Origin of the sequence: Cupriavidus consociatus (genome assembly GCF_017814975.1) — a bacterium.
GTDB classification, from domain to species: domain Bacteria; phylum Pseudomonadota; class Gammaproteobacteria; order Burkholderiales; family Burkholderiaceae; genus Cupriavidus; species Cupriavidus consociatus.
Genome location: NZ_JAGIQA010000035.1, coordinates 26440 through 52067 on the forward strand (window position 1 = coordinate 26440; position 25628 = coordinate 52067).

At 67.3% G+C, this 25628-nt stretch carries 23 protein-coding genes; 13 read left to right on the forward strand and 10 right to left on the reverse strand.

What is annotated here, in order from left to right; all coding sequences use genetic code 11:
* The first annotated feature begins 169 nt into the window (after positions 1-169).
* Positions 170-1069: a DMT family transporter gene (locus J8I82_RS32525; RefSeq protein ID WP_209763732.1), complete on the forward strand. Its 900-nt coding sequence runs from the start codon at positions 170-172 to the stop codon at positions 1067-1069.
* Positions 1070-1614: 545 nt separating this feature from the next.
* Positions 1615-2577 carry a magnesium/cobalt transporter CorA gene (gene corA, locus J8I82_RS32530; RefSeq protein ID WP_209763733.1) on the forward strand — a complete coding sequence of 321 codons (963 nt, stop codon included), beginning with the start codon at positions 1615-1617 and terminating at the stop codon, positions 2575-2577.
* Between the two features lie 21 nt (positions 2578-2598).
* On the opposite strand, the gene mtgA is transcribed toward corA, so the two are convergent.
* The 8 genes from mtgA to mpl all read right to left on the reverse strand — a co-directional run bounded on the left by mtgA (position 2599) and on the right by mpl (position 11085).
* The gene (gene mtgA, locus J8I82_RS32535) at positions 2599-3300 is read right to left on the reverse strand and encodes a monofunctional biosynthetic peptidoglycan transglycosylase (protein WP_209763803.1); all 702 of its coding nucleotides are present in this window, start codon (positions 3298-3300) and stop codon (positions 2599-2601) included.
* A gap of 86 nt (positions 3301-3386) precedes the next feature.
* Entirely contained in the window at positions 3387-4286 is a 900-nt protein-coding gene (gene aroE / locus J8I82_RS32540) for a shikimate dehydrogenase (RefSeq protein ID WP_209763734.1), read from the reverse strand.
* Entirely contained in the window at positions 4286-5218 is a 933-nt protein-coding gene (locus J8I82_RS32545) for an energy transducer TonB (protein WP_209763735.1), read from the reverse strand. The genes aroE and J8I82_RS32545 overlap by 1 nt, the downstream gene beginning before the upstream one ends.
* Before the next feature lie 111 nt (positions 5219-5329).
* Complete coding sequence (locus J8I82_RS32550; RefSeq protein WP_209763736.1) at positions 5330-7432, reverse strand: ribonuclease catalytic domain-containing protein; 2103 nt, start codon at positions 7430-7432, stop codon at positions 5330-5332.
* Positions 7433-7672: 240 nt separating this feature from the next.
* Entirely contained in the window at positions 7673-8413 is a 741-nt protein-coding gene (gene fabG / locus J8I82_RS32555; RefSeq protein ID WP_209763737.1) for a 3-oxoacyl-ACP reductase FabG, read from the reverse strand.
* Positions 8410-9069, reverse strand: a complete 660-nt coding sequence (locus tag J8I82_RS32560) for a chorismate--pyruvate lyase family protein (RefSeq protein ID WP_209763738.1) — start codon at positions 9067-9069, stop codon at positions 8410-8412. The genes fabG and J8I82_RS32560 overlap by 4 nt, the downstream gene beginning before the upstream one ends.
* Complete coding sequence (locus tag J8I82_RS32565) at positions 9066-9689, reverse strand: YqiA/YcfP family alpha/beta fold hydrolase (protein WP_209763739.1); 624 nt, start codon at positions 9687-9689, stop codon at positions 9066-9068. Before J8I82_RS32565 ends, J8I82_RS32560 begins: the two co-directional genes overlap by 4 nt.
* A 16-nt stretch (positions 9690-9705) precedes the next feature.
* Entirely contained in the window at positions 9706-11085 is a 1380-nt protein-coding gene (gene mpl / locus J8I82_RS32570) for a UDP-N-acetylmuramate:L-alanyl-gamma-D-glutamyl-meso-diaminopimelate ligase (RefSeq protein WP_209763740.1), read from the reverse strand.
* 200 nt (positions 11086-11285) lie between these two features.
* Here mpl and J8I82_RS32575 point away from each other — a divergent pair, with 200 nt between their 5' ends.
* From J8I82_RS32575 to J8I82_RS32620, 10 genes are all read left to right on the forward strand, one after another.
* Positions 11286-11975, forward strand: coding sequence for a UDP-N-acetylmuramate--alanine ligase (locus J8I82_RS32575; protein WP_209763742.1), 690 nt, complete (start codon positions 11286-11288; stop codon positions 11973-11975).
* Positions 11976-12026: 51 nt separating this feature from the next.
* The gene (locus J8I82_RS32580; protein WP_209763745.1) at positions 12027-12575 is read left to right on the forward strand and encodes a TlpA family protein disulfide reductase; all 549 of its coding nucleotides are present in this window, start codon (positions 12027-12029) and stop codon (positions 12573-12575) included.
* 194 nt (positions 12576-12769) lie between these two features.
* Positions 12770-13267: a type II 3-dehydroquinate dehydratase gene (gene aroQ / locus J8I82_RS32585; RefSeq protein ID WP_209763747.1), complete on the forward strand. Its 498-nt coding sequence runs from the start codon at positions 12770-12772 to the stop codon at positions 13265-13267.
* 167 nt (positions 13268-13434) lie between these two features.
* Complete coding sequence (gene accB / locus J8I82_RS32590; protein WP_209763748.1) at positions 13435-13896, forward strand: acetyl-CoA carboxylase biotin carboxyl carrier protein; 462 nt, start codon at positions 13435-13437, stop codon at positions 13894-13896.
* A 243-nt stretch (positions 13897-14139) separates the two neighbouring features.
* Complete coding sequence (gene accC, locus J8I82_RS32595) at positions 14140-15492, forward strand: acetyl-CoA carboxylase biotin carboxylase subunit (protein ID WP_133092335.1); 1353 nt, start codon at positions 14140-14142, stop codon at positions 15490-15492.
* Between the two features lie 53 nt (positions 15493-15545).
* Positions 15546-16439 carry a 50S ribosomal protein L11 methyltransferase gene (gene prmA / locus J8I82_RS32600; protein WP_209763749.1) on the forward strand — a complete coding sequence of 298 codons (894 nt, stop codon included), beginning with the start codon at positions 15546-15548 and terminating at the stop codon, positions 16437-16439.
* Between the two features lie 9 nt (positions 16440-16448).
* Positions 16449-18206 carry a zinc-ribbon and DUF3426 domain-containing protein gene (locus J8I82_RS32605; protein WP_209763750.1) on the forward strand — a complete coding sequence of 586 codons (1758 nt, stop codon included), beginning with the start codon at positions 16449-16451 and terminating at the stop codon, positions 18204-18206.
* 122 nt (positions 18207-18328) lie between these two features.
* Positions 18329-18829, forward strand: a complete 501-nt coding sequence (gene tpx, locus J8I82_RS32610; protein WP_209763751.1) for a thiol peroxidase — start codon at positions 18329-18331, stop codon at positions 18827-18829.
* A gap of 100 nt (positions 18830-18929) precedes the next feature.
* Positions 18930-19877 (forward strand): carbohydrate kinase family protein, encoded by a 948-nt coding sequence (locus tag J8I82_RS32615; RefSeq protein ID WP_209763752.1) that lies wholly within the window; start codon positions 18930-18932, stop codon positions 19875-19877.
* Positions 19878-19912: 35 nt separating this feature from the next.
* A complete protein-coding gene (locus tag J8I82_RS32620; RefSeq protein WP_029047876.1) occupies positions 19913-20380 on the forward strand; it encodes an outer membrane lipoprotein in 468 nt (155 codons plus the stop codon).
* Between the two features lie 240 nt (positions 20381-20620).
* Here J8I82_RS32620 and J8I82_RS32625 read toward each other — a convergent pair whose 3' ends face one another.
* Positions 20621-21202, reverse strand: coding sequence for a histone H1-like DNA-binding protein (locus J8I82_RS32625; RefSeq protein ID WP_209763753.1), 582 nt, complete (start codon positions 21200-21202; stop codon positions 20621-20623).
* Positions 21203-22844: 1642 nt separating this feature from the next.
* On the opposite strand from J8I82_RS32625, the gene J8I82_RS32630 reads away from it, so the two are divergent.
* Positions 22845-23330, forward strand: coding sequence for a DUF2147 domain-containing protein (locus J8I82_RS32630; RefSeq protein WP_209763754.1), 486 nt, complete (start codon positions 22845-22847; stop codon positions 23328-23330).
* Positions 23331-23452: 122 nt separating this feature from the next.
* On the opposite strand, the gene J8I82_RS32635 is transcribed toward J8I82_RS32630, so the two are convergent.
* Positions 23453-25558 carry a TonB-dependent receptor gene (locus J8I82_RS32635; protein WP_209763755.1) on the reverse strand — a complete coding sequence of 702 codons (2106 nt, stop codon included), beginning with the start codon at positions 25556-25558 and terminating at the stop codon, positions 23453-23455.
* Positions 25559-25628: the final 70 nt, after the last annotated feature.

A 25628-nucleotide genomic window follows, 5' to 3' on the forward strand; every position in this document is an offset into this window, starting at 1 on the left:
CCTCATGGGACTTCCAAGTCCCAGGCCGGCACGGTTGGCCGCAGCGGCGTGAAAACCTTTCATCCCTGCAGCATATGTCGTTTCCGGCAATTTTACCCGCTGCGTGCTATCGTTTTGCGCTTCCTCTCAAAACAAAGAGCGGCACCGCGCACAGCCGCCATCTGCAGTCATGTCTCTCGATCGCCGCGGTATTTTCCTGCTTGTCGTACTAACCCTCGCCTGGGGCATCAACTGGCCCATCATGAAGGTCGGGGTGGCGCATTTTCCGCCGATGGGCTTCCGCCTGCTGTGCATGGCCGGCGGCGTGGTCGCGCTGGGCCTGGCGCTGCGCCTGCGCGGCGACTCGCTGGCCGTGCCGCGGCGCGAATGGGGCACGGTGTTCCGACTCGCCCTGCCCAACATGGTGGTGTGGCACCTGTTCGCCATCTGCGCGGTCAAGATGCTGTCGTCGGGACGCGCCGCCATTCTTGGCTACACCATGCCCATCTGGGCCGTGGTGTGGGGCCTGGTCTTCTTTCGCGAACGCATCGGCGGCTGGGCCTGGGTTGGCATCGGCTGCGCGCTGGCGGGCACGGTGCTGCTGCTGTCAGGCGAGATCAGCGCGCTGACCGGCAGCCCCGCCGGCACGCTGCTGATGCTGCTTGCCGCTGCCGGCTGGGGTTTCGGCACCCAGCTGATGAAGCGCACCCAGACCGACGTGCCGATCGGCGCCATGACCTTCTGGATGCTGCTGGCGACCCTGCCCTTCCTGCTCGTCGGCACGCTGCTGCTCGAGCACGGCTGGCGCATGCCGACCACCGTCGAATGGGGCGCGATCGCCTACAACGCGGTGGTGGTCTTTGCCTTCTGCCACCTGGTCTGGTTCGGGCTGGCGCGCAGCCTGCCGCCGGTGGTGTCGAGCCTGTCGATCATGTTCATCCCGGTGGTCGGCGTCTTCTCGGGCATGTGGCTGCTGGGCGAGCGGCCGCACTGGCAGGACTACGCCGCCATCGTGCTGATGTTCCTGGCCTTGTCCTCGGTGATGCTGGCGCCGCTGCTCTGGCGCCGGCTGCGCGGTGCCATGGGCTGAGGCCGCCGGCCCGGGGGGGAGCACAACGGCCGCGCCACCTCCACGGAGATTTCACTTAACAAGCGCCCCTTCGTTGGGCTACACTCGCGGCCATCACAATCCCGGAGAAATTACGTGGGCAGTAGCATCGGGTGTTCGAGTTGGCGCAGTCATGCGACCACTGCGAATGCCATGTCACTGCGGGCTGCGTAACGACGACCCGCCCGGAGCACCCGGCTCCGCGCTTCGTCGGACTTGCCCGCAGTCAGAACTGCGGGCGAGTGTCTTTCCGTGCCACCAGCGGCGCCTTCATGCGCGCCCCACCGTGGCGGATCTTCCCTCTCCCGGCTAGCCAGCCAACCCAGGCAAACGCCATCGCCTTGTCCGCCTGCTCCGCGCAGCCGCGGGACAGCGCGATCACGCTTGCCCGTGGCCCGGCCTTGCGCGGCTTGCCGCTGGGCCATGACGGGACATGACGCAATACCTGGGATGCGGCGAGCCGCCTGCGCTTGTCTTCGCGCTTGTCATTGTTTTTCGTCGCAAATCAGCAATAAGGAATCCCGGGGATGATCAACCTGTTCGTCCTGCAGAAAGGCCGGCTTGCCCAGGAGCAAGTCGACGAGCGCAATGAGCTGCTGCAGCACAAGCCGATCTGGATCGATGTCGTCAACCCTGACGACGAAGAGCTGAACTGGATCAAGGAAGCCTACGGCGTCGCCCTTCCCGAACTGGAAGACCTGGGCGACCTGGAGGCGTCGGCGCGCTATTTCGAGGGCGAGGACGAGAATATCCATATCCGCACCGACTTCCTGCTCGATGAGGAAGAGGTATCACGCAACGTGCGCGTGGCCTTCGTGCTGACCAAGGACGTCCTGTTCTCTATCCACGACGAAGACCTGCCGGTGTTCCGGCTGGTGCGGCTGCGCGCGCGCATGCGCCCGGGCTCGGTGCGCAACGCCAAGGACGTGCTGATGGACCTGTACGCGACCGATGCGGAATATTCGGCCGACTCGATCGAGGAAGTCTACGAACGCCTGGAAGAAGCCAGCCGCCGCGTGCTGGCCGAGAACGTGACCGATGCCGCCGCTGCCGACGTGCTGGAAACCATCGCCCGCGAGGAAGACCTGAACGGCCGCATCCGCCGCAACGTGATGGATACGCGCCGCGCGGTGTCCTTCCTGATGCGCAGCCAGCTGCTGTCGGCCGAGCAGCAGGACGAAGCACGCCAGATCCTGCGCGATATCGACTCGATCGAGAACCACACCGCGTTCCTGTTCGACAAGATCAACTTCCTGATGGATGCGACCGTCGGTTTCATCAATATCAACCAGAACAAGATCATCAAACTGTTCTCGGTGGTGTCGGTGGCATTGATGCCGCCCACGCTGATCGCAAGCATCTACGGCATGAACTTCAAGGTAATGCCGGAACTGGACTGGGCCGCGGGCTATCCTTGGGCGATCGCGTTGATGGCGGTGTCGGCGGCGATCCCGCTGGTGTATTTCCGCCGCAAGGGCTGGCTGAGCTGAGACCCGAAGGCCCGTCGGGCCTCAGTCCGGCAACGTCGCCGCGCCCATCCTGCGCGCGATGATTCCCGCCTTCGCGCGGAAATTCACCCGCACGTTGGCGCAGTACTCTTTTTTGTCGAAGCACTTGGGCGCCGGCAATGCCGCCGCCAGCCGCGCGGACTGCCCGATGCTGAGCTTGTCGGCATTGGTGCGGAAGTAGTGCTGCGCCGCGGCCTGCGCGCCGAACACGCCCTCGCCCCACTCCACCGAGTTCAGGTAGATCTCGTAGATGCGCTGCTTGTCGAGCCAGAATTCCAGCATCCACGTGATCGCCAGCTCCTGCCCCTTGCGCAGGTAATGCTGCTCGGACGACAGGAACAGGTTCTTGGCCAGCTGCTGCGTGATGGTTGAAGCGCCGCGCACGATGCGGCCTCGCTTCTTGTTGCGCTCCCACGCATCGAGCATGGCGTCGAGCTCGTAGCCGGGATGGTTGACGAAGCCCGCATCCTCGCTGGCGATCACCGCGCGTTTGAGGTTGCGCGAGATGCGCTCATACGGCACCCACTCGCGCTCCAGCCCGCAGCTCCACAGGTTGAAGCCGCACAGCCGCCAGCGCTCGGCCCGCATGAAGGTCGTGCTCGACGGGTTGACGTATTGCCAGCTGGCAATCTGCACGAAGAAATACAACTGCATCGCCAGCACGCCCGCGACCATGCAGCCCAGCAGGTAGCCAAGCCAGCGCAGCGGATTCAGCACCGAGCCGGCGGAGGCAGCGCCACGGGCGGCGCTGGCCGTGCGGTTGCGGATGGCCACGGCCGGCGGCGCCCCGCTCAGCCCTTGCGTTCGGCCTGCAGCGCGTCGCGCAGCTCGGCCAGCACGGGAGCAGTACGGGGGCGCACGCCGCGCCAGATATAGAAGGCCTCGGCGGCCTGCTCGACCAGCATGCCCAGGCCGTCGCTGGTGCGCGCACCGCAGCGCGCGGCGAACTGCAGGAATACGGTCGGCTCGGCACCGTACATCATGTCGTAGGCCAGCACGCCTTCGCCCAGCAGGAACTCGGGCAGCGGCGGCACTTCGCCGTGCAGGCTGCTCGACGAGGCATTGATCACGATGTCGCAGGCCTCGTCCTCGGACAGGCCTTCCAGCGCATCGAGACCGCCGCCCCACAGCTCCACGCCGAACTGGTCGGCCGCTTCGACGAACTCTTCCAGCATGTCGCTGGCGCGCGACGCGGTGCGGTTAGCCACCACGATGCGCGACGGACGCGCCTCGATCAGCGGCAGCATCGCGCCCATGGCCGCGCCGCCAGCTCCCAGCAGCAGCACGCGCTTGCCTTCGACCAGCGTGTCGAGGTTGTCCTGGATATCGCGCACCAGGCCCACGCCATCGGTGTTGTCGCCGTGGATCAGGCCATCCTCGATCCACAGCGTGTTGACCGCGCCGGCGGCTTCGGCACGCTCGGTCAGGCGGTCGGCCAGGTCATAGGCCTCCAGCTTGAACGGCACCGTCACATTGCAGCCGTAGCCGCCGTCGGCGAAGAACTTGCGCACGGTATCGGCAAACCCGTCCAGCGGCGCCTCCAGCCGGTCGTACTGCACCGCCTCGCCGGTCTGGCGCGCAAAAGCGGCGTGGATCGCCGGCGAACGGCTGTGCGAAATGGGATTGCCGATCACCACATACTGGTCCGGCGTGTTCTGGGTGCGGTCTGGCGTAGTGTCTGGAGTGGTCATCAGCGTGCCTGCAGCCGGGTTTCCAGCCCGCTGCGCGAAAACTTGAAAGTGGAAATGACTTCCAGGATGTCCTGGCGCGCCGCCATTTCCGCGGTGAAGGCGCCGAACGGCGCGGCCGCGCGCACGATCGCCACGGCCTGGCGGTCCAGCGCGGGATCGCCCGAGCTCTTGACCACGTCGATGGCGTCGATGTTGTAGCCGTCGCGGTTGTAGCCGAGCTTGCCGAGCCGGTTGACGTTGATCACCAGGATCAACTGGCCGTACAGCGGCTTGCCATTGCGTTGCGGGAAATCGGTGGTGCCACGCGCCTCGATCTTGCGGCGCAGCCGGTCGTAGTACTGCGCGTAATCGACCGCCTGCGCGCTGGTCGCCGTCAACTGGAAGCGCTTGGGCCGCTTGGCGTAGTGATCCAGGTTGCGGCCGATCTCGGCTTCGAGCTTGGCCATCTCGTCGGCCGAGGTGCGCTCGTCCTGACCGCGCTGGGGATTGTCCTGGCGCTTCTCGCCGGGCTTGAGCGGCTGGCTGCGCACCGCAGGCGCGGGCTCGCGCGCCTGCGTCAGCAAGCGCTGCTGCTCCAGTTCGAGCTGTTCGACGCGGCGCTGCACCTGGCGCACGAGGTCGCCCTCCTGCGTCACGGTCTGCGCTGGCAGCGGCGTGGTGGCGCGCTGCAGATCATGGTCGCCGCCGCCGTCCAGGTTGGCTTGCGCCAGCGCGGTCGGGTTGCGCGGCTTCTGCGCCGATTTCGCGTTGACCAGCACCACGTCAAGCGGCGAGTCCGTGCGCTTGATCTCGAACACCTCGGGCGCGGCTATCCGCACCATCAGCAGCAGTGCATGCACGACCAGGGAAATCGCCAGCGCCTTGGCCAGCGTACTGCTGTTGTGCCACCTGGCGTGCCACCGGTGGCGGGGAGCGGCGAGTGCAGCGTTCACGATGGCGGGAATTTGGCTCGGGAGGTGCGAGGCGACAAGTGAATGGGCATTCCCGGCCGGCCGGGAATGCCGCTACGCATTGTAAGTGAGCCCCGCCGATTTCCGAAGGCTTCAGCCGGCGGCGGTGCCGCCGGTGTCGCGCTCAGCCGACGGCTCGGCCGGTGCGTCGCCACCGGCGCTTGCCGCGGCATCGTCCGCGACGCCTGCGGCCTGCTCGGCGGCGTCTTCCGCGGCAGCTTCGGCTGCGGCTTCGGCCGACATTTCAGCGGCTTCCTCGTCGCTTTCCAGCTCTTCTTCAGGCAACACGCCCTCGCCGGCGAATATCTCCAGCACGCGGCACGAGACTTCCAGCGTGATCTCGTCGGTCTCGCCGATCTCCAGCAGCACCTGGGTGCCGCGCTGCGCCTGAACCAGCTCGGGCACGCGCGTGACCAGCGGGATCTCGGTAAAACGCACCGCGCCTTCCTTGAGCGCCGCGGCGACCATGCGCTCGCGGTTCTCCTGCTTGAGCCAGCGCAGGCACCAGTAGCGCTCCATGGTCGACTGGTGGTCGGCATAGGCGGCATAAGTGCCTTCAAAGTCAGCCACGGCGGCCAGCAGGTCGGCATCCTTGGGCTTGAACGGCGCCACCAGCTTGGCGGTCACGCCGTGCTGCGCCACCGCCAGGATCTGCCACTGGTTGACCAGGTCGACGTAGCGGCGCAGCGGCGAGGTGCTCCACGCGTACTGCGCCACGCCCAGCCCTTCGTGCGGTGCCGGGTAGGTCTGCATGCGGGTGCGATGCATGCCCCACGCCTTCTGCGTGCGGTAGATGCCGGGCACGCCGTTGTCCGCCAGCAGCTTGCCCCACGTGCTGTTGGCCAGGATCATCAGCTCGGCCACGATCTTGTCCAGCGGGGAGCCGCGCTTGCGCTGCTCGATGCGCACGCGCTGGCTGCCGTCGGGCTGGTCGTCGAGGTAGAAGTTGAAGTCGGCGCGGTTGTGTGTCTCGGGGCGCAGGCCGCTGGCCAGGCGCGCCTTCTGGCGCTCGTCGTACAGGTAGCCGGCGAAGTGCCACAGCTGGGTCAGCGCCTCGCGGAACGGGTAGTCGCCAGTGCCTTCGGCCAGCGAGGCCTCGGTGATGACATCGTCGAGCAGGTTGTGGCGCAGGTTGGCGGCGATCGGCACCATCTCGGCGCGGGTCTCGCTGCCAATGATCAGCCACACCGTCGGGTCCACCGTCACGTACAGCGACAGTGCCGGGCAAACCCGGCCTTCCTGCAGCGTGTAGCGCTCGACCACCGGGTCGGGCAGCATGGTGATCTTGTCGCCCGGGAAGTAAACCGTGGACAGGCGCTGGCGCGCGATCACGTCGAGCGGCTCGCCACGGCGGATGCCCAGCGCGGGCGCGGCGATATGGATGCCGATGCGCAGCTTGCCGTCGGGCAGCTTCGTCACCGACAGCGCATCGTCGATCTCGGTGGTGGTGACGTCGTCGATCGAGAACGCCTCGACCTCGGCCAGCGGCAGGTCGGCGGACGGCTCGGGCACGTCGGTATCGGGGAAGCCGGTACCCTTCGGAAAGCACTCGGCGAGGAACTTGGCCTCGTGCAGCGCACGTGCGCTGGCGACGCCGCCGGCGGCCACCATCAGCCGCATCGGCGTCATGCCGAGCGCGGTGCAGGCCGCGTCCATGGCCTTGTATTCCAGGCTGTTCTTGTCCGGCTTGAACAGCAGCTGCAGCACCTTGTTGCGGAACGATTCCGGCAGCGTCAGCGCCTTGAGCTGTTCTTCATACTCGGACTGCACCAGCGCCTGCTGGCGCTTGCGCTCGAGCGCGGCCAGCGCGGCCTTGAGCTGGTCTTCGGGCGCGCGCTGGTAGCGGCCACGCCCCTTGCGGCGGAAGTACACCGGATTGCCGTGCAGCGCCATTGCAAGCGCCGCCTGCTGCACCGCGCCGGGCTCGGCGCCGTAGTACTCGGCGGCCAGCTCGGCAAAGCCGAACTCGGCCTCGGGGGCGCATTCCCACAGGAAGTCCAGGTCGATCTCGGCCACCATGTCGCCGGTCTGGCGAACCAGTTCGATCGCCGACGGCTGCGCAAACTGCAGCAGCACGTCGCGCGACTTGACCTTGGTGCGCTTGCCGGCCGGCAGCTCCACCTGGTAAGCCTCGCCCTGCTGGTTCAGCACGGTGCCGGCGCGGATCTCGCCGCCTTCTTCGAACAGCAACTGCATCGATCGGTACTTTCAGAAATGCGCGGAACCGCATCGGGGCGCCACAAAGTGTGGCGCAGCGGCGGATCCTGTGGGAGAAATGGTGCTAACGGCATCGGCGGGCGGCGCGCTGTACGGGCCCCGCGCCGTGGCTACGAGGCCAGGCCGCAGACCCGGAATGATACCGCACCGCCGCTGCGGACCCCGGCGTGCGCCCAGGGGCCGTGCACGCCGGCGGACGCCGGAAATGTTCGGAGCGGGTCAGAGCGACATGCCGCCGCTGGCTTCGATCGCAACGCCGTTGACGTAGCTGGCGTCGTCGCTGGCCAGGAAGGCATAGATGCTGGCTATCTCTGCCGGCTCTGCCAGCCGGCGCAGCCAGCACGACGACTTCATGCCGTCGAGCACCTTGTCGGGCACGGTCTGCAGGATCTCGGTATTGACAAAGCCGGGGCAGACGGCATTGACGCGCACGCCCTTGGGACCCAGCTCGCGCGCCCAGGTCTTGGTGAAGCCGATCACGCCGAACTTGCTGGCGGCATAGTTGGTCTGGCCAAAGTTGCCGTACAGGCCGACCACGCTGGAAGCGTTCAGGATCACGCCCTTGCCCTGCTCGGTCATGATCGTGGCGACTGCCTGGGCGCAGTTGAAGACGCCCTTCAGGTTGACGTCGATCACGGCATCGAACTGCGCCTCGGTCATCTTGGCCAGGCGCGCGTCCTTGGTGATGCCGGCGTTGTTGACCAGGATGTCGATGCGGCCGTGCGCGGCCATCACCGCCGCCACCATGGCGTCGACCTCTTCGCGGCGGGTCACGTCGACGCGGTAGGCCGATGCGCTGCCGCCGGAGCCGGCGAGCTGGCCGGCGGCTTCGCGCACGCGCGCTTCATTGACGTCGCACAGCACGACGACCGCGCCCTCGGCCGCGAAGCGCTGCGCGGTGGCAAGGCCGATGCCAGCGGCGGCACCGGTGATGATGGCAACCCGACCCTGCAGTTTCATCTCGTTCTCTTGATTTCGGTAGTGTGTGAATTGACGGGGCCGCGGTCTGTGGTGCGCCGGAACATCGGTAGCGCAATCGCCTTGGTCCCCGGGGCTGGCCGTGCCAGCAGGTCCGGCAAGAAGACCTCTGTCACGAGCATGACGCCGTCGCCGCGCCGGAATACGGAGCGCCGCGCAGGCAGCATGGGCAGCGGCGCCATCGCCGGCAGCACGCGCTGCAGCGCCTGGCGCAAGGGATGGTGCGGCAGCAGCCGGGCGAACTGGAACGGGTCGCGCGTCACTGCCGGATCGATAAACAACCGCCCGCCCAGCGGGCGCGCGCCCAGCCCCCGCAGGAACGGCCAGTCGCGCCGCGCATGGCGCAGGCGCACCACGGTGTGGGCAAAGACCGCGGGAATATCGTCGCAGATCAGCAGCACTTCGCGCGTCAGCGCCGGGACGCGGTCGTGCTGGCCCAGCACCTGCCATTCATCGGCCAGCGGCCGCAACGGGCGCTGCAGCAGCTGTGCCACGCGAAAGCGCTCGGACGCGGCCACCAGCCGCGCGGTCAGCGAACCGTCGTCGCCGGTGACCCAGCGCCGCAGGTTGGGCGTGATCGCCGCATCGAAAGCCAGGTGCGAACTCCAGCCACAGCGGCGCGCAGACTGCGCGCTCATGCCGCGCCCGCGCCGGCCGGCACCTTGGGCACCTTGCCGCCCGGGCCATAGCCGCAGAAGGCGAGCACTTCGTCGACGTAGTCGGCAAATTCGCTGATGCCGTGGTCGCTGCCCTCGATCACGCGGATATTCGCGCCGGAGCAGGCGGCCACCATTTCACGGTAGTCCAGCACCTCGTCGCCGGTGGCGGCGAGCAGGTAATAGCGCTCGGGCCGGGTAATGGCGTTCACGCGCAGGTTGAGCAGTTCCTGCAGGTGGCGGCGCTCGACCGTGACCGAGCCGCCGCCGTGCCACAGCGGCTGCTCGCCCAGGTACTGCTCCAGGTCAGTCCACGGATGAACCGCCGGGTTCAGCAGTACGGTCTTGCAGCCATGGCGCTCGCCGAGCCAGCGGGCATAGAAGCCGCCCAGCGACGAGCCCATGATGGCGACTTCCTGAGCGCCGCCTGCCTGGGCGGCGCGAATGGCGGCCTCGGCCTGGGCGATCGCCAGCGCCGGCGAGACATTGAGTTCCGGGCAGGCGTAGTAGCGGCCCACGCCCCACTCGCGCATGCGCTCCTGCACCAGCCGCGCCTTGAACGACTGCGGTGAGGAGCGGAATCCGTGCAGGTACAGCAGCATGGCGGTCCCCTGCGGCTCAGGCCGCCGCGGCCAGCGCGTCCAGCAGCTTCTGGTGCACGCCGCCGAAGCCGCCGTTGCTCATCACCAGCACGTGGTCGCCCGGCTGCGCCGCGGCGCGCACGGCCTGCACCAGGGCGCCCAGGTCCTGGAACGCGGTTGCCTTGTCGCCCAGCGGCGCCAGCGACCCGGCCAGGTCCCAGCCCAGCGCATCCTTGCCGGCCGGCGCGCCGTAACCGAACACCAGGTCGGCCTGCTCCAGGCTTGCCGGCAGCTGGGCTTTCATCACGCCCAACTTCATGGTGTTCGAGCGCGGCTCCAGCACCGCCAGGATGCGGGCATCGCCAACACGGCGGCGCAGGCCTTCCAGCGTGGTCTGGATCGCGGTCGGGTGGTGGGCGAAGTCGTCGTAGACGGTCACGCCGCCGACCTCGCCGCGCACTTCCATGCGGCGCTTGACGTTGGCGAAGCGCGACAGCGAGGCGATCGCCTGCTCCGCCGGCACGCCCACGTGGCGCGCCGCCGCGATTGCCGCCAGCGCGTTCATGCGGTTGTGCGTGCCCTGCAGGTCCCACACCACGGTGCCGACCACGGCGCCGCCGAACCAGACGTCAAAGGCATCCTTGCCCGGCTGCGCGGTGTGGGCGGCATCGCTCTCGCGCCAGTCACCCACGCCGAACTGCTCCACCTCGCTCCAGCAGCCGCGCTCGAGCACGCGCGCCAGGCTTTCCTCGACACCGTTGACGACCAGCCGGCCCTGGCCCGGCACGGTGCGCACCAGGTGGTGGAACTGCGTCTCGATCGCCGCCAGATCCGGGAAGATGTCAGCGTGATCGTATTCCAGGTTGTTCAGGATCGCGGTGCGCGAGCGGTAATGCACGAACTTGCTGCGCTTGTCGAAGAACGCGGTGTCGTACTCGTCGGCCTCGATCACGAAGAAATCGGATTCGGTCACGCGCGCAGAGATACCGAAGTTCTGCGGCACGCCGCCCACCAGGAAGCCCGGGTTGTAGCCGGCATCCTCCAGGATCCAGGCCAGCATCGACGTGGTGGTGGTCTTGCCGTGCGTGCCGGCCACCGCCAGCACCCACTTGCGCGCCAGCACGTGCTCGCCCAGCCATTGCGGGCCGGACACATAAGGCAGGTTGCGATCGAGGATGGCTTCCATCAGCGGATTGCCGCGAGAGACCACGTTGCCGATCACGAACAGGTCGGGCTCGAGCGCCAGCTGGGCGGGGTCGAATCCTTCGATCAGCTCGATGCCCTGCGCTTCCAGCTGGGTGCTCATCGGCGGATAGACATTGGCATCGCAGCCGGTGACGCGATGGCCGGCCTGCTTGGCAAGCACCGCCAGGCCGCCCATGAAGGTGCCGCAGATGCCAAGGATATGAATATGCATGGGTTCCCGGGATGACATGAAGCCCGCAGGCTTGGGGACTCGGCACCCGGCGCTCGCGCGGCGGCAGCGTTGCCGCATGGTGCTGGCAGGCCGGGCAGGAAGCCATTGATTGTACCCGAGCGCCGGCGGCCTTCGCTGCACCGCGGCACCGGCGGCCGCCTCCGTGCGGCACCAGGCGTGCGCTCCGGTATCATGGGGCAATGAGCCGACGTACCCCGCCCGACCCCTCGCGCCTGCGCGAGGAAATCGCCCAGGCCGCCGCCCGCATGATCGCCGAGGACGGCGCCGACTACGCCACCGCCAAGCGCAAGGCCGCGCGCCAGGTGCTGGGTGAGCAGCGCGTGCCCGGCGAATGGCTGCCCGACAATGACCAGGTCGAGGCCGAGGTGCGCGCCTACCAGGCGCTGTTCCATGGCGACACCCAGCCGCGCGTGCTGGCCTTGCTGCGCCGTGTGGCCTTGCTGGCCATGGAGGACCTGGCGCCGTTCCGGCCCTACCTGGTGGGCGCCGTGCTGAACGGCACGGCGACCGAGCACTCCGATATCTATCTGCAGTGCTTCTGCGACAGCGCCAAGGACGCCACGCTGCACCTGCTCAACGCCGGGGTCGACTTCGAAACCAGCGAAAGCCGTCACTTCGGCGGCCGCGCCGATGTCGAGACGCTCAGCTTCCTCTGGAAGGGCCAGTGGCCCGACAGCCGCGAGGCCCGCCAGCTGGCCGGCGAGGTGCGCGCGGAACTGGGTACGCCGGTCGGCATCCATATTGCGCTGTATGATGCCGTCGACGAACGCGGCGCAGTGCGTGCCGACACCTCCGGGCGGCCCTCCCGCGCGGACCTGCAGGCCGTACGCGCGCTGATCGGCGACGATACCGACAGCGGGCCATCCTGAACCCGGCGCGCCTCCCGCTCACGTTACCCTATTCACCAGTCCAGCTTGCCCATGACTGATTCCGTCTCTTCGCCCATCCGACGCTCCCGCCTCTGGCTGTGGACCGTGATTGCCGTGGTGGCTTGCGCCGCCGGCGCGTTTGCCGGTCACTTCGTGTTCTCGCCTGAGCCCGCCAGCGACAAAGCCGTCGAAGCATTTTTTCAGACGCGGCTGCCGGACCCCGCGGGCACGGAGCTTGACCTGGGCACGCTGCGCGGCAAGACGCTGGTGGTGAACTTCTGGGCGCCGTGGTGCGGCCCCTGCGTGGAAGAAATGCCGGAACTGACTGCGCTGCACGAGGAATACAAGAACCGGCAAGTCGAGTTTGTCGGCATCGGCATTGATACGGCCAGCAATATCCAGCAGTTCACCAGGAAAGTACCGGTTGCCTATCCGCTCGCTGTGGCAGGCTTCGCCGGCACCGAGCTGTCGCGCAACTTCGGCAACAGCGCCGGCGGCCTGCCCTATACCGTGGTCATCAACCCCGACGGCAGCGTCAAGTACCGCAAGATGGGACGCGTCACCGCGGAAGAGCTGCGCGCGGTGCTGCCGCGCACCTGAGTAAGTTCTTTCGATATCTCCGGTCAATTTCGGATTTCTGGGGTGATTTTTTCCGTTTCCGTGCCGGAGGCCGAGAAAGTGCCGAAATCGCCGCCGCATCGTGACGATGCCGCCGAGCTTTGTATCCCGCGCTAGACAAATCCCTCTAAGCTACGGTAATCTCCGCGCAATTTCGTTGATCTGGTCGAGCCGCCGTGACTGCAACCCGCTCCATCCGTCGCTCAGCCCGCTACCGCAAGGTGCTGGTCCTGCATGGGCCTAACCTGAACCTGCTGGGCACGCGCGAACCGGAGACCTACGGGCACACGACCCTCGCCGATATCGACGCAGCGCTGGCCGACCATGCATCCAAGGCCGGTATTTCCCTGGCTTCGTTCCAGTCCAACCATGAAGGGGCACTGGTCGACCGCATCCACGCCGCGCGCGAGGAAGGCGTCGATTTCATCATCATCAACCCGGCGGCCTACACGCATACCAGCGTGGCCCTGCGCGATGCGCTGGCCGGCGTGGCCATCCCGTTCGTGGAGGTCCACCTGTCCAATGTGCACCGCCGCGAGAGCTTCCGTCACCACTCCTATTTCTCCGACGTCGCTGTCGGGGTGATCTGTGGGCTGGGCTGGCAAGGATACCTGCTGGCACTCGACTATGCGCTCGCCCAGGAACAGCCGCCGCCAGGAAGCCCGGGGCGCTGACCCCTGCCAGAATTTTTTGACGAACCTGCGCGCGCCGCCCGGCGGTCCGCGCCCGTTGCGCGTGCTGCGGCACGGCGGGCGCGGCACCGTGGTGGGCGCCAAACGATTTCTTCCGCCGCAGCCCAGTGGGACAGCGGCCGGACAACCTGATTCAGGAGGATAAGAAGATGGACCTGCGCAAGCTGAAGACGCTCATCGACCTGGTGGCCGAATCCGGCATCTCCGAGCTGGAAGTCACCGAAGGCGACGGCAAGGTACGCATCGTCAAGCAACCGCCGCAAGTCGTCGCCGCGCCGATGGCCATGCCGCAGCTGCAGGCACTGCCGGTCGCGCCGGCCGCCGCCCCAGTTGGCACCGCCGCGCCGGCCGCCGAGCCGGTGGCGCAGCTGCCCGCCGGCCACATCGTGACCTCGCCGATGGTGGGCACGTTCTACCGCGCGCCGTCGCCGGGCGCCGCCCCGTTCGTCAATGTCGGCGATTCGGTCAAGGAAGGCCAGACCGTCTGCATCATCGAAGCCATGAAGCTGCTCAACGAGATCGAGTGCGACAAGGCCGGCGTCATCAAGGAAATCCTGGTCGAGAACGGCCAGGCAGTGGAATACGGCCAGCCGCTGTTCGTCATCGGCTGAGGCTGAAGGGCATGCCGCGCCCAGCGCTGCCAACGGCTGCCCACGCGGCGCCCGGCACAGCCCCGGCGCGGCCCTCTACGGCGTTTCAGGACGCCAGGGACGTTGTGGGCATCGCGACCCGTTCCGTGCAGTTCCATGCAGTTCCGCGCGTTAGTGCGGCCCGGCGGCCAGCCTGACGGCCGCGCGCCCGATGTGCCATGGCGGCACGCAGCGGGACCGCTCCCGTTCTCGCAGAGAGAGACCATGTTTGAAAAAATTCTGATCGCGAACCGCGGCGAAATCGCACTTCGCATCCAGCGCGCCTGCCGCGAACTGGGCATCAAGACGGTGGTGGTGTACTCGGAGGCCGACAAGGAGGCCAAGTACGTGCGCCTGGCCGACGAAGCCGTCTGCATCGGCCCCGCCCCGTCGCCGCAGTCGTACCTGAACATGCCGGCCATCATCTCGGCCGCCGAAGTGACCGATGCGCAGGCCATCCACCCGGGCTACGGCTTCCTGTCGGAGAATGCCGACTTCGCCGAGCGCGTGGAAAAATCCGGCTTCGTCTTCATCGGTCCGACCGCCGACAGCATCCGCCTGATGGGCGACAAGGTCTCGGCCAAGCAGGCGATGATCAAGGCCGGCGTACCGTGCGTGCCGGGCTCGGACGGCGCCCTGCCCGACGACCCCAAGGAAATCCTCGCGACCGCGCGCCGCGTGGGCTACCCGGTGATCATCAAGGCCGCCGGCGGCGGCGGTGGCCGCGGCATGCGCGTGGTGCACACCGAAGCCGCCCTGATCAATGCCGTCAACATGACGCGTGAGGAAGCTGGCCGCGCCTTCGGCAATCCCGAGGTCTACATGGAGAAGTTCCTGGAGAATCCGCGCCACGTGGAGATCCAGATCCTGGCCGACCAGCACAAGCAGGCCATCTGGCTGGGCGAGCGCGACTGCTCGATGCAGCGCCGCCACCAGAAGGTGATCGAGGAAGCCCCGGCGCCGCATATCCCGCGCCGCCTGATCGAGCGCATCGGCGACCGTTGCGCGGAGGCCTGCAAGAAGATGGGCTACCGCGGCGCCGGCACTTTCGAGTTCCTGTACGAGAACAACGAGTTCTACTTCATCGAGATGAACACGCGCGTGCAGGTGGAGCACCCGGTCACCGAGATGATCACCGGCATCGACATCGTGCAGGAGCAGATCCGCATCGCCTTCGGCGAAAAGCTGCGTTTCCGCCAGAAGGACGTGCAGTTCCGCGGCCACGCGATCGAATGCCGCGTGAACGCCGAGGACCCGTTCAAGTTCATCCCCTCGCCCGGCCGCATCACCGCCTGGCACATGCCGGGGGGCCCCGGTGTACGCGTGGACTCGCACGCGTATGATGGCTACTTCGTGCCGCCCAACTACGATTCGATGATCGGCAAGATCATCACTTACGGTGCCACGCGCGAGCAGGCCATCGCCCGCATGCGCATCGCGCTGTCCGAAATGGTTGTGGACGGTATCCAGACCAATGTTCCGCTGCACCGAGAGCTGATGATGGACGCGAACTTCGTCGAAGGCGGCACCAGCATCCATTATCTTGAGCATCGCCTGGCGGAGCGCGCGAAGGCCTGAGTAACGTTACCCCGACGTTACCCGCAACACACACGCAGCAAGCAAGGAAGCCCGTGGCATTTCAGGAATGTGTGATCGAAGTGGCGCAGGACCAGGCCGAAGCCTGGTCCGAGGCCCTGTTCGACCTCGGTGCGCTGTCGGTCTCGGTGGAAGACGCCGATGCCGATACGCCCGATGAGCAACCGCTTTTCGGCGAGCCCGGGCTCGAACCCAAGCAACTCGCGTGGAACCGCTCGCGCGTGGTGGCGCTGTTCGGCGACGATGCCAATCCCGCCGTGGTCGTGGCCGCTGCCGCCAACCAGCTTGGCATCGATCCGGTGCCGGCATACGAACTGCGCGCGGTGGAAGACCAGGACTGGGTCCGCCTGACGCAATCGCAGTTCGAGCCGATCCGCATCGGCGAGCGCATCTGGGTGGTGCCGTCGTGGCACGACGCGCCCGAGCCCGATGCGGTGGTGCTGGAGCTGGATCCCGGCCTGGCCTTCGGCACCGGCAGCCATCCGACCACGCGGCTGTGCATGCAGTGGCTGGAGCAACACGTGGTGCCGGGCGAAACCGTGCTCGACTATGGCTGCGGCTCCGGCATCCTGGCAATCGTCGCGCGCAAGCTCGGCGCGGGCGATACCGTCGGCATCGACATCGATCCCAATGCCGTGGAAGCGTCTCGCTACAACGCCGAGCGCAACCAGGTCGAGGCATCGTTCGCGCTGCCCGAGTCGGTGTCGGAAGCCACCTATGACCTGGTGGTCGCCAATATCCTGTCGAATCCGCTCAAGCTGATGGCGGCCATGCTCAGCGCCCGCGTGCGCCCCGGCGGCCGGCTGGTGTTGTCTGGCGTGCTGGAGCGCCAGGCGGAGGAAGTGGCCGCCGCCTATGCACCGTGGCTGCCGCTGACGGTATGGCGCGCCGAGGAAGGCTGGGTGTGCCTGCACGGCACCCGTCCCTGATCTGTCCAGATGGCCGCCGTCAAGCTCGTCACGCGCTGCCCGGCCTGCCGCACCGCCTTCCGGCTGGTCGCCGACCAGTTGCGCCTGCGCCAGGGGCTGGTGCGTTGCGGCCACTGCGAAACGGTGTTCGATGCGCGCGAGCACCTGATCGAGATCCCCTTGCCGGCAGGCAGTGTCACGCCGCCGGCGTCCGCCGTACCGGCAACGGCCACGCCGCCTGCGGCCACATCCGCACCGGGCGCTGAGGCACCGCGCCCCGGCGAGTCCGCCGCGGCACCGCAGCCTGCGCCTGCGCCCTCCGCGCCATTCACGCCCACCATCGATCCCGGCTATGACGTGCCGGCGCTGGACGCGCCTACCATGCTCATGACCTCGCCCGAGGAGCTCGACGTCCCGGCACCGGCCGACGCGGAAGTGCATGAGGACGAGATCGAACGTGCGCTGCGCGAGGCCAACGAAGCGGTCGCCCAGCGCGACGCGCGCGACGCGGAGCGGCAAGCCGACGCCGAGCCGGTGTCGCAGCAGACGCCTGCGGCACAGACCGCGCCGGAAGCGGAACCTGCGGCGGAGCCGGAACCAGAGGCAGAGGCAGAGGCAGAGGCAGAGGCAGAGGCAGAGGCAGAGGCAGAGGCAGAGGCACAGGCACAGGCACAGGCACAGGCACAGGCACAGGCAGAGGCAGAACCAGAACCAGAACCCGAAGCCCTGCCTGAACCGGAGCGCCAAGCGACACCCGGCGCAGAAGCCACCGCCGCGCACGCGGCACCCCAGCCGGCCGCACCGCAAGCTGCCGCGCCGGCATGGCCCGCGCTGAACCACAACGCACTCGATCATCCTGCGCTCAATGAGCCGGCACCGATTGGCAAGGCCGCGGAAGCGGAAGCCGAAGGAAAAGCGGAAGCGCCGGCGCCCCAGCCAGAGGCCGTGCCCGCACCCGCGGTCATCCCGAGTGCCAGCGAATTCCTGCGCGCCGCATCGGCGGATATCGGCCCGCCACCGGCGATCCATCCGTCGCCGGCAGATACGCCCCAGGCTGCCGCCGCGCCACCCGAGAGCGAGGCTGCCGAGCGCACCGACACCAGCGATACAAGCTACGGCCGCGACGCGGGGCCCGCGCTCGGCACTGGCGAGCCTGCCAGCATCACTGGCGAAGCCGTGGCACGCGAGCAGACCACGCGCCGCTGGACCCGCACGGAAGCCCCGGCCGGCCCGGTCTTCGCTCCCGACTTCCTGCGCCACACCCGCGAACGCGAGCGCGAGCGCGCCCCCGCGCGCAGCCGCGCGCCGGCGTCGCGTACGCTCTGGTACGTCGCGGCAGCGGTGCTCGCCCTGGGCGCGACGGTACAAGCGGTGTATCTCGCGCGCAGTCCGCTGGCCGGGCAGTTTCCGATGCTGCGTCCGGCACTGGAGGCCGCATGCGCCCCGTTCGGCTGCGACGTGCCACCATGGCGCGACATCGACGCACTGCGTATCGAGAGTTCGCAGCTGCAGCGCCTGGACGAAGGCGGCGATGCCTACATGCTCGCCGTCACGCTGCGCAACCTGGGCCGCGCCACCACTGCGCTGCCCGCGATCGAGCTGGTGATGACCGACCTGCAGGACCAGCTGCTGCTGCGGCGTGTGCTGCAACCGGCGGATTACCTGGACCCTTCGCAAAAGGCCTTCGCGACAGAGGGTCTTCGTGCCGGCATGGAGCTGCCGGTTCGGGTACGATTCCGGACGCAGCAGGCGCCATCCAACTACCGCGTGCTGATTTTTTATCCGTGAATTCCGCGGCCTGCCGCCAGACCGAATCCGAGTCCGGCGGCGGGCAGCGCCCCCCCACCGGGGCATTGGCCGGCCAGGCGCCGGAAACTGAACCGGAAACCATCAGACATCAAGGAGTAGACATGAGCAGCGTCACCCTCGGCGGCAACCCGATCGAAGTCGCAGGCAAGTTCCCGCAGGCCGGCGACAAGGCACCCGCCTTCTCGCTGGTCGGCAAGGACCTGAAGGACGTCACGCTGGCCGACTTCGCCGGCAAGCGCAAGGTCCTGAACATCGTCCCGAGCCTGGACACGCCGGTGTGCCAGGCTTCGGCCCGCAAGTTCAACGAGGCCGCCAACGGCCTGGCCAACACCGTCGTGCTGACGATCTCGGCCGACCTGCCATTCGCGATGGGCCGCTTCTGCACCACCGAAGGCCTGGCCAACGTGGTGACGCTGTCGACGATGCGCGGCGCCGAGTTCAAGGGCAACTACGGCGTGGACATCAAGAGCGGCCCGCTGGCCGGCGTGACCGCGCGCGCAGTGGTGGTGCTCGACGAGAATGACACCGTCAAGTACGCCCAGCTGGTCCCTGAAATCAAGACCGAGCCTGACTACGAAGCCGCCCTGGCCGCGCTGCAGTAACACACGCGCCGCCTGACGGCAGCGGCCGCCCGCGGAACCGGGGCGGCCGTTTTCGCTTTATCTGACCCATCCAACCAACAACCTGCAACCTGGAGAGAGCATGGCCAGCCTGATCTGCGGCTCCGTCGCCTACGACACCATCATGACGTTCGACGGACGCTTCCGCGAACACATCCTGCCGGACCAGATCCATATGCTGAACGTCTCGTTCCTGGTGCCCGGCATGCGCCGCGAGTTCGGCGGCTGCGCAGGCAACATCGCCTACACGCTGAAGATGCTCGGCGGCGATCCGGTGGTGATGGCCACCGTCGGCACGGATGCCGAGCCCTACCTGGAATACCTGCGCAAGCTGGAGATTCCCACCAGCCACATCCGCGTGCTGCCCGAGACGTTCACGGCGCAGGCCATGATCACCACCGACCTGGACAACAACCAGATCACCGCCTTCCACCCTGGCGCAATGAGCCAGTCACAGCTGAACAACGTCAAGGACGCGCTTGGCGGCGGCAAGGCGCCGGCGCTCGGCATCGTGGCTCCGGACAGCCGCGAAGGCATGCTGCACCACGCGCGCCAGTTCGCCGAGACGGGCGTCCCGTTCATCTTCGACCTGGGCCAGGCAATGCCGCTGTTCAACGGCGAAGACCTGCGGGAGTTCGTTGAACTCGCCAGTTACGTGACAGTCAATGACTACGAGGCGCAGGTCCTGCTGTCCCGTACCGCATGGACCAGCGCGGAGGTTGCCGCCAAGGTCCGTGCCTTCATCGTCACGCACGGCGAGCGCGGCGCCAGCATCTATGCCGATGGTCAGCAGTACGCGATCCCGGCCGTGCAGGCCGAACGCATCGTGGACCCGACCGGCTGTGGCGACGCCTTCCGTGGCGGCCTGCTCTACGGCATTGAAAACGGTTTAGACTGGGAAACGACCGGCCGCCTGGCTTCGCTGATGGGGTCGGTCAAGATCGCGCAGCAGGGTCCGCAGAACCACTGGTTGTCGCGCGAGGAAATCGGCAACCGGTTCCAGTCTGCATTCGGGTACCGCTACGCCTGACCTGCGGCCAGTGCGTGGCTTTTTCGGGATCTGACATGAACCACAAGGTCCGGGGCGGCGCGCTTGCCGTCATTGCCATCGCGGCCCTGGTCGCCGGCTGCGCGACGGAGTCCAACTCCAACAGCGTCTACAGCACCGGCCAGGCGCAGCGCGAACAGACGGTGCGCTATGGCGTGGTCGAGGGTGTACGCGAAGTTGCCATCCAGCGCAGCCAGACCGGCGCGGGCACGCTCGCCGGCAGTGCCATCGGCGGCATCGCGGCTGGCAGCACCATCGGCAGTGGCAACGGCGCGGTGGCGGCGGGCATCCTCGGCGCGATACTGGGCGGCATCGCCGGCAGCGCTGCCGAGAACAAGGTCAACGAGCGGCGCGGCCTGGAGATCACCGTGCGCCTGGACAACGGCGAGATGCGCGCGATCACGCAGGAGGCCGACGAGGTCTTTCGCCCGGGCGAGCGTGTGCGGCTGCTGTCCTCGGGCGGCGTCACCCGCGTCACGCACTGAACCGCTGCGCCCGGCCGGGCGCCAGCATGCAGCGCATCCAGGCGCCGCGCCCGCACGGGCCGCGGCGTTTTTTCTTTCTCACACCCCAATGAAAAAACCCGCCGGGCCAGCGGCCATCGGCGGGTCTGCAAGACTGGCGTCTTGCTGACCGGATACGCAGTATCCGGTCGTGCTGGCACGCACTGCGTGCCGATGTGGTTCCGTACGGAACGCGTAAGTCCCACGCCGTGGCGGCGCAGCTTACGGACGGTTGCCCGTCGGGAACGGCCAGGCAGCGGCCGGGTTCAGCGCGGTCTTGGCAGCCGAAGCGGGAGCAACGGCAGGGGCAGCGGCAGGCTTCGCAGCAGCCTTCTTGGCAGCCGGCTTCTTCGCAGCAGCCTTCTTGGCCGGAGCCTTCTTGGCGGCCGCCTTCTTGGCAGCAGCCTTCTTGGCCGGTGCGGCCTTCTTGGCGGCGACCTTCTTGGTTGCAGCCTTCTTGGCCGGTGCGGCCTTCCTGGCGGCGACCTTCTTCACTGCGGCCTTCTTGGCCGGTGCTGCCTTCTTGGCGGCGACCTTCTTGGTTGCAACCTTCTTGGCGGCGACCTTCTTCACTGCGGCCTTCTTGGCGGGGGCCTTCTTGGCCGCAGCCTTCTTCGCCGGCGCAGCCTTCTTGGCGGCGACCTTCTTCACTGCGGCCTTCTTGGCCGGTGCCTTCTTGGCGGCCGGTGCTGCCTTCTTGGCGGCTACCTTCCTGGTTGCGGCCTTCTTGGCCGGAGCGGCCTTCTTGGCGGCCGGCTTGGCGGCCTTCTTAGCCGCCGGCTTTTTCTTTGCAGCAGTTGCCATGGATAACTCCTTCACTAGAGAGTGAATATCGAATGACCTAAGTCAGGCGACCCGACCGACCCGAGGCGCGATAACACAGCGCGGCCCCAGTCGAGCGAGCGATTCATCGGCGCGCGGCCCCGACTGCGGCTGCACGCTAATGAATTCGGTTGCAGGCGCACCACCCGTGGCGGTGACTTCGCGGCAATCGCGGACCCGCAAGCGGGACCGGGGCACTTGCCGCGCCCTGGAATATTCGATCGGCCCGCCCCGCCAGTTGGGTCGGCGCGCGGCCTGAAAAGAGGAGATATCGGACAGCAGGCCTGCGGTGCGGGCATGGCCTCGCGCACGGCAAGCGGCATTCATTCGGTGGTAGCTGGTCCAACCCGTCAATGGACCAAGGGAGACTGCACGCGTTTTAAGAAGCCGGCTCGGCCAGGTCTGCGTCAAAGTTCTCGTGCTCCTCGGCTACAACCTTCATCACTGCATCGAAGCGCGCATCACGCTCGTCGTTCCAATCTTGCTTCCTGCTTCTCTGCAATGAAGTGAGACTCTTGTCAAGGCGAATCATAATTCGTTTGCACGATGATGTTAAGAAAAAAGTGCAAAAAAACTTGCCTGCATGCGTTGCTCAAACTAGTTCTCTCGGGCGTCGTCACGAGGACGTTGCCGATGGCATCGCGATACCTCGCTCGCACGCTGATGCGAACGCGCGCTTCACGCGTTCGCACACGCGTCGCGGCCCTCCATCCCGACGCGCGCGCACGCAGCTTTTACACACCCGCACGGCACCCGATTACAACCCGCGCAACGCGCATCGCAGGAATGCTCGAGCCCTGCTGCGCACCTCATCGCGCTTTCCGAAAAGCCGCATGGACAAAGGCTTTGCGGGCGACGCACAGATCCGCGCACGACCCGCGCGGTAGTGCTCGAGCACGCAAGCGCGCACGCCGGGAACGGGTAGCGCGCTTCGTCGTCTGCATGCGTTACACAGTCGTCGGCGCGCACGCGCCAAGCGCATCCGGCTGACTGCAACGACTCGCGCCACGCAACTCGCGCGAGCGAGCCGGACCAGCCGACGAAGAGTGATGCGCGAACGCAACGGTTTGCATCGAAGCAACAGCGCGAGGACATCGAAGCGTTGCGATTGAGCAAAGCGGCGACGCGCGCGAAGCATCGCGGCAACACTTCGAACGCTTGCCGGAAACAGCTGCGCCGACAGCATCGCGATCGCTGCCCTCATCCATTCGGATGACTCGGATCACGCAGCATGGTTCGCTGCGCGCATCGCGCGATGCCGACTGCCCCGGCACGCTTCGCACTGCTTGCCACAGGCTTGCCGATGTCGCCGCGAGAGCCCGGCAGTGCGCCGCGCGACCGCTTAGAGGAATGCTTCGGCACCGCGCTCAGCGGCCCGTTTTGCTGCAACACAAAAACCCGCAAACCACGGCTGCATGCGGCTTTGCGGCGAGCATGCAAGCGGTGCGCGGAGGCTGCCGCGGGGATGGGCGAGCGTGCCGTGCGATTGCAGCGCGGCGCCTGCGAAAGTAGATTGGCGTGCGCGCCCGCCGCCCGGGCTCCGCTGATTCGATGCGAGCAGCGGTCACCGCGCGGCGCATCGCACCGGCACCTGCCGGTGGCAACGAACCTCAAAGGAGACATCATGCGCAACCCATCCCACCTTGCCGGCGTCCGTCCGCTGGTGCGTCCGGCATTGCGTGCCGCGGTGCTCGCCGCCGCCCTGCTCGGCAGCGCCGCCGCGATGGCGCAGGCCTCGCCCAGCGGCATGTGGAAGACCATCGACGACAGCACCGGCAAGCCGCGCGGGCTGGTAGAGATCAGCGAGAAGAACGGCGTCTACAGCGGACGCCTGGTGAAGACCTTCGTCGAAGGCGACGGCAAGTCCAGGCTCTGCGACAAGTGCACCGACGCGCGCAAGGACCAGCCCCTGATCGGCATGACCATCCTGACCGGCCTGCGCAAGAGCGGCGACAACGAGTGGAGCGGCGGCGAGATCCTCGACCCGGAGAACGGCAAGGTCTACAAGAGCAAGATGTCGCTCGCCGAGGACGGCAACAAGCTCAACGTGCGCGGCTTCATCGGCATCAGCCTGATCGGCCGCACCCAGACCTGGGAACGCGAGCACTGAGCGTGCGACGGCTCGTGTGACTCAGGGTTTCTCCGCAGCCGCCGACAACACGCGGCGGCGCGGCTCACGAAAAAAACCGGGCGGTTCTCACCGCCCGGTTTTTTTGTCCTCGATGCTGCGCTTTACATCCGGTACCGCAGCGTCGCCATCACGCTGCGCGGGGCGCCGGGCATGTTCAGGTTGGGGCTGGTGCCGTGCGCCGAGACGATGTAGCCCTTGTCGAACAGGTTGTACACGTTCAGCTGCGCCTCGAAGGCGCCGCGGCGGTACCAGGCCATGGCGTCGGCGGTGACGTAGCCGGGCAGCGTCACGGTATTGAGCGGATCGGCATAGCGCGCGCCCACCAGGTTGAGGCCGGCGCCCACGCCGAAGCCGTGGCCCAGGTCCTTGGTCACCCACGCGTTGCCGGAGTGGCGCGGCGTGATGGTGGCGCGCTTGCCCTGCAGCGCGGCGGTGGACTTGGTGATGGTGGCATCCAGGTACGCGTAGCCCGCCAGCACGCGCCAGCCGCTGCCCAGCTCGGCCGCGCCGGAGAGTTCGATGCCGTCCGTGCGTTGCTCGCCGATCGGCAGCAGTGCCGTGTTGGTGGCGTTGGCAACCTTGATGTTGCTGCGCTCCAGCCGGAACACCGAAATCGTGGTGCTGGCTTTGCCGTTCAGCCAGTCGTACTTGGCGCCGACTTCGGTGTTGTTGGTGGTCTCCGGCGCCAGGTCGGCGTTGTTGGCCGCCAGCGCAAAGGCCTCGCCCGACGGCTGGAACGACTTGCTCCACGACACGTAGTACGACTGCGCCTTCGACGGCTGCCACACCAGGCCGGCGCGCGGGCTCCAGGCGGTGTCGGTGCGCGACAGGTCGCGCTGGCCGGCGATCCGGTTCTTGGTCTCCTGCTGGAAGTTGTCGTAGCGCACCCCGACCAGCGCCTTCCACTGCTCGCTGAACTTGATCATGTCCTGGGTGTAGAACGCCAGGGTGTCGAACACGCCCAGGTTCGAGGTGGTCGGGTTGCCCGGCGCCTGACGCGGCAACACCGGCAGTACCGGGTTGAACAGGTCGAACGTGCCCGGCACCGGCTTGGTATTGTTGACCTGGTCCTTGTTCTGTTGCCCGATCTCCATGCCGTACAGGATCTCGTGTTCCATGCCCAGGAAGGTCGCCTTCTGGGTCAGGTCAGTCTGGTTGAACCAGCCATGTTCCTCGCGGCGGACATTGCCGTGATTCATGGTCAGCGTGCGCGCCGCTTCGTTGACCGCAGCGGTCAGCGTGTTGTTGCGGTCCAGCGAGTAGTGGTAGTAGCGCGTGGCGTTGCGGATCGACCAGTTCTGGTTAAAGCGGTGGTTGATCGTGGCGGTGCCGGAGAACACGCGCGACTGCGAGTAGTCGGCATCGCGCGCATTGGCCGCGCCGTAGTAGCGCGAGGCCGGCACGTCGACCGGGCGGCCCTGGTAGGCCGGGATGCCGAAGTCGGTGACGCGGCGGTCTTCCAGGTAGTCGGCCTGGAACAGCACGGTGGTCTCGGGCGCCACGCGCAGCTCCAGCGAGGGCGCGATCGCCTTGCGGTCCAGGAACTGCTGCGAGCGATAGCTGTTGGCCTTCTCCACGGCGCCGGTGATGCGGAACGCGGCAGCGCCGTCGGCGAACACGCGGCCGACGTCGGCCTCGGCGCGGCGGTCGGCCCACATGCCGTAGCTCAGCGCGAAATCGGTGACGTCGATGCCGGGCTTCTTGGTGACGCGGTTGATCAGGCCGCCGGCCGAGCCGCGCCCGTACAGCACCGCCGCCGGGCCCTTGACCACTTCGACGCGGTCCACGTTGGACAGGTCGCGGAAGTACAGCGCGTCGTCGCGGATACCATCGACGAACTGGTCGGCGATCGCGGTGAAGCCGCGGATCGAGACCTGGTCGCGCTGGCCGTCGCCATGCGAGAACGACACGCCGGGCACGTTCTTCAGCGCGTCCTGCATCGACGTGGCGTGCTGGTCGCGCATCACCTCGGCGGTGACCACGTTGACGGTCTGCGGAACGTCGCGCAGCGGCGCTTCGGTCTTGGTCGCGCTGACCGCGTTGGGCGGGTTATAGCCGGCGCCCAGTTCCCGACTGACATCGGCCTTGACGGTGACCTCAGGCAACTGCGCCGCTGCCGCCGGGGTCGCCTGCGACCAGGCTGCCATCGGTTGAAAAATGAAGGTCCCCGCCACCGCGGCGCAGATCGGGTGAAGTTTTATTCTCATTCCCTGTAATCGACTGTAATTTTTTTAAGAAAGCGACGCATTATCAATTACGAGAATGAAGGGGTCAACG

Excerpts from the sequence above, each read along its gene's own strand:
- J8I82_RS32575 (WP_209763742.1), top strand. The coding sequence starts at position 11,286 with ATGAGCCGACGTACCCCGCCCGACCCCTCGCGCCTGCGCGAGGAAATC.
- J8I82_RS32525 (WP_209763732.1), top strand. The coding sequence starts at position 170 with ATGTCTCTCGATCGCCGCGGTATTTTCCTGCTTGTCGTACTAACCCTC.
- mpl (WP_209763740.1), bottom strand. The coding sequence starts at position 11,085 with ATGCATATTCATATCCTTGGCATCTGCGGCACCTTCATGGGCGGCCTG.
- accB (WP_209763748.1), top strand. The coding sequence starts at position 13,435 with ATGGACCTGCGCAAGCTGAAGACGCTCATCGACCTGGTGGCCGAATCC.
- J8I82_RS32635 (WP_209763755.1), bottom strand. The coding sequence starts at position 25,558 with ATGAGAATAAAACTTCACCCGATCTGCGCCGCGGTGGCGGGGACCTTC.
- J8I82_RS32580 (WP_209763745.1), top strand. The coding sequence starts at position 12,027 with ATGACTGATTCCGTCTCTTCGCCCATCCGACGCTCCCGCCTCTGGCTG.
- J8I82_RS32620 (WP_029047876.1), top strand. The coding sequence starts at position 19,913 with ATGAACCACAAGGTCCGGGGCGGCGCGCTTGCCGTCATTGCCATCGCG.
- corA (WP_209763733.1), top strand. The coding sequence starts at position 1,615 with ATGATCAACCTGTTCGTCCTGCAGAAAGGCCGGCTTGCCCAGGAGCAA.
- J8I82_RS32550 (WP_209763736.1), bottom strand. The coding sequence starts at position 7,432 with ATGCAGTTGCTGTTCGAAGAAGGCGGCGAGATCCGCGCCGGCACCGTG.
- J8I82_RS32560 (WP_209763738.1), bottom strand. The coding sequence starts at position 9,069 with ATGAGCGCGCAGTCTGCGCGCCGCTGTGGCTGGAGTTCGCACCTGGCT.
- J8I82_RS32630 (WP_209763754.1), top strand. The coding sequence starts at position 22,845 with ATGCGCAACCCATCCCACCTTGCCGGCGTCCGTCCGCTGGTGCGTCCG.
- aroE (WP_209763734.1), bottom strand. The coding sequence starts at position 4,286 with ATGACCACTCCAGACACTACGCCAGACCGCACCCAGAACACGCCGGAC.
- accC (WP_133092335.1), top strand. The coding sequence starts at position 14,140 with ATGTTTGAAAAAATTCTGATCGCGAACCGCGGCGAAATCGCACTTCGC.
- tpx (WP_209763751.1), top strand. The coding sequence starts at position 18,329 with ATGAGCAGCGTCACCCTCGGCGGCAACCCGATCGAAGTCGCAGGCAAG.
- fabG (WP_209763737.1), bottom strand. The coding sequence starts at position 8,413 with ATGAAACTGCAGGGTCGGGTTGCCATCATCACCGGTGCCGCCGCTGGC.
- J8I82_RS32605 (WP_209763750.1), top strand. The coding sequence starts at position 16,449 with ATGGCCGCCGTCAAGCTCGTCACGCGCTGCCCGGCCTGCCGCACCGCC.
- J8I82_RS32615 (WP_209763752.1), top strand. The coding sequence starts at position 18,930 with ATGGCCAGCCTGATCTGCGGCTCCGTCGCCTACGACACCATCATGACG.
- J8I82_RS32565 (WP_209763739.1), bottom strand. The coding sequence starts at position 9,689 with ATGCTGCTGTACCTGCACGGATTCCGCTCCTCACCGCAGTCGTTCAAG.
- J8I82_RS32625 (WP_209763753.1), bottom strand. The coding sequence starts at position 21,202 with ATGGCAACTGCTGCAAAGAAAAAGCCGGCGGCTAAGAAGGCCGCCAAG.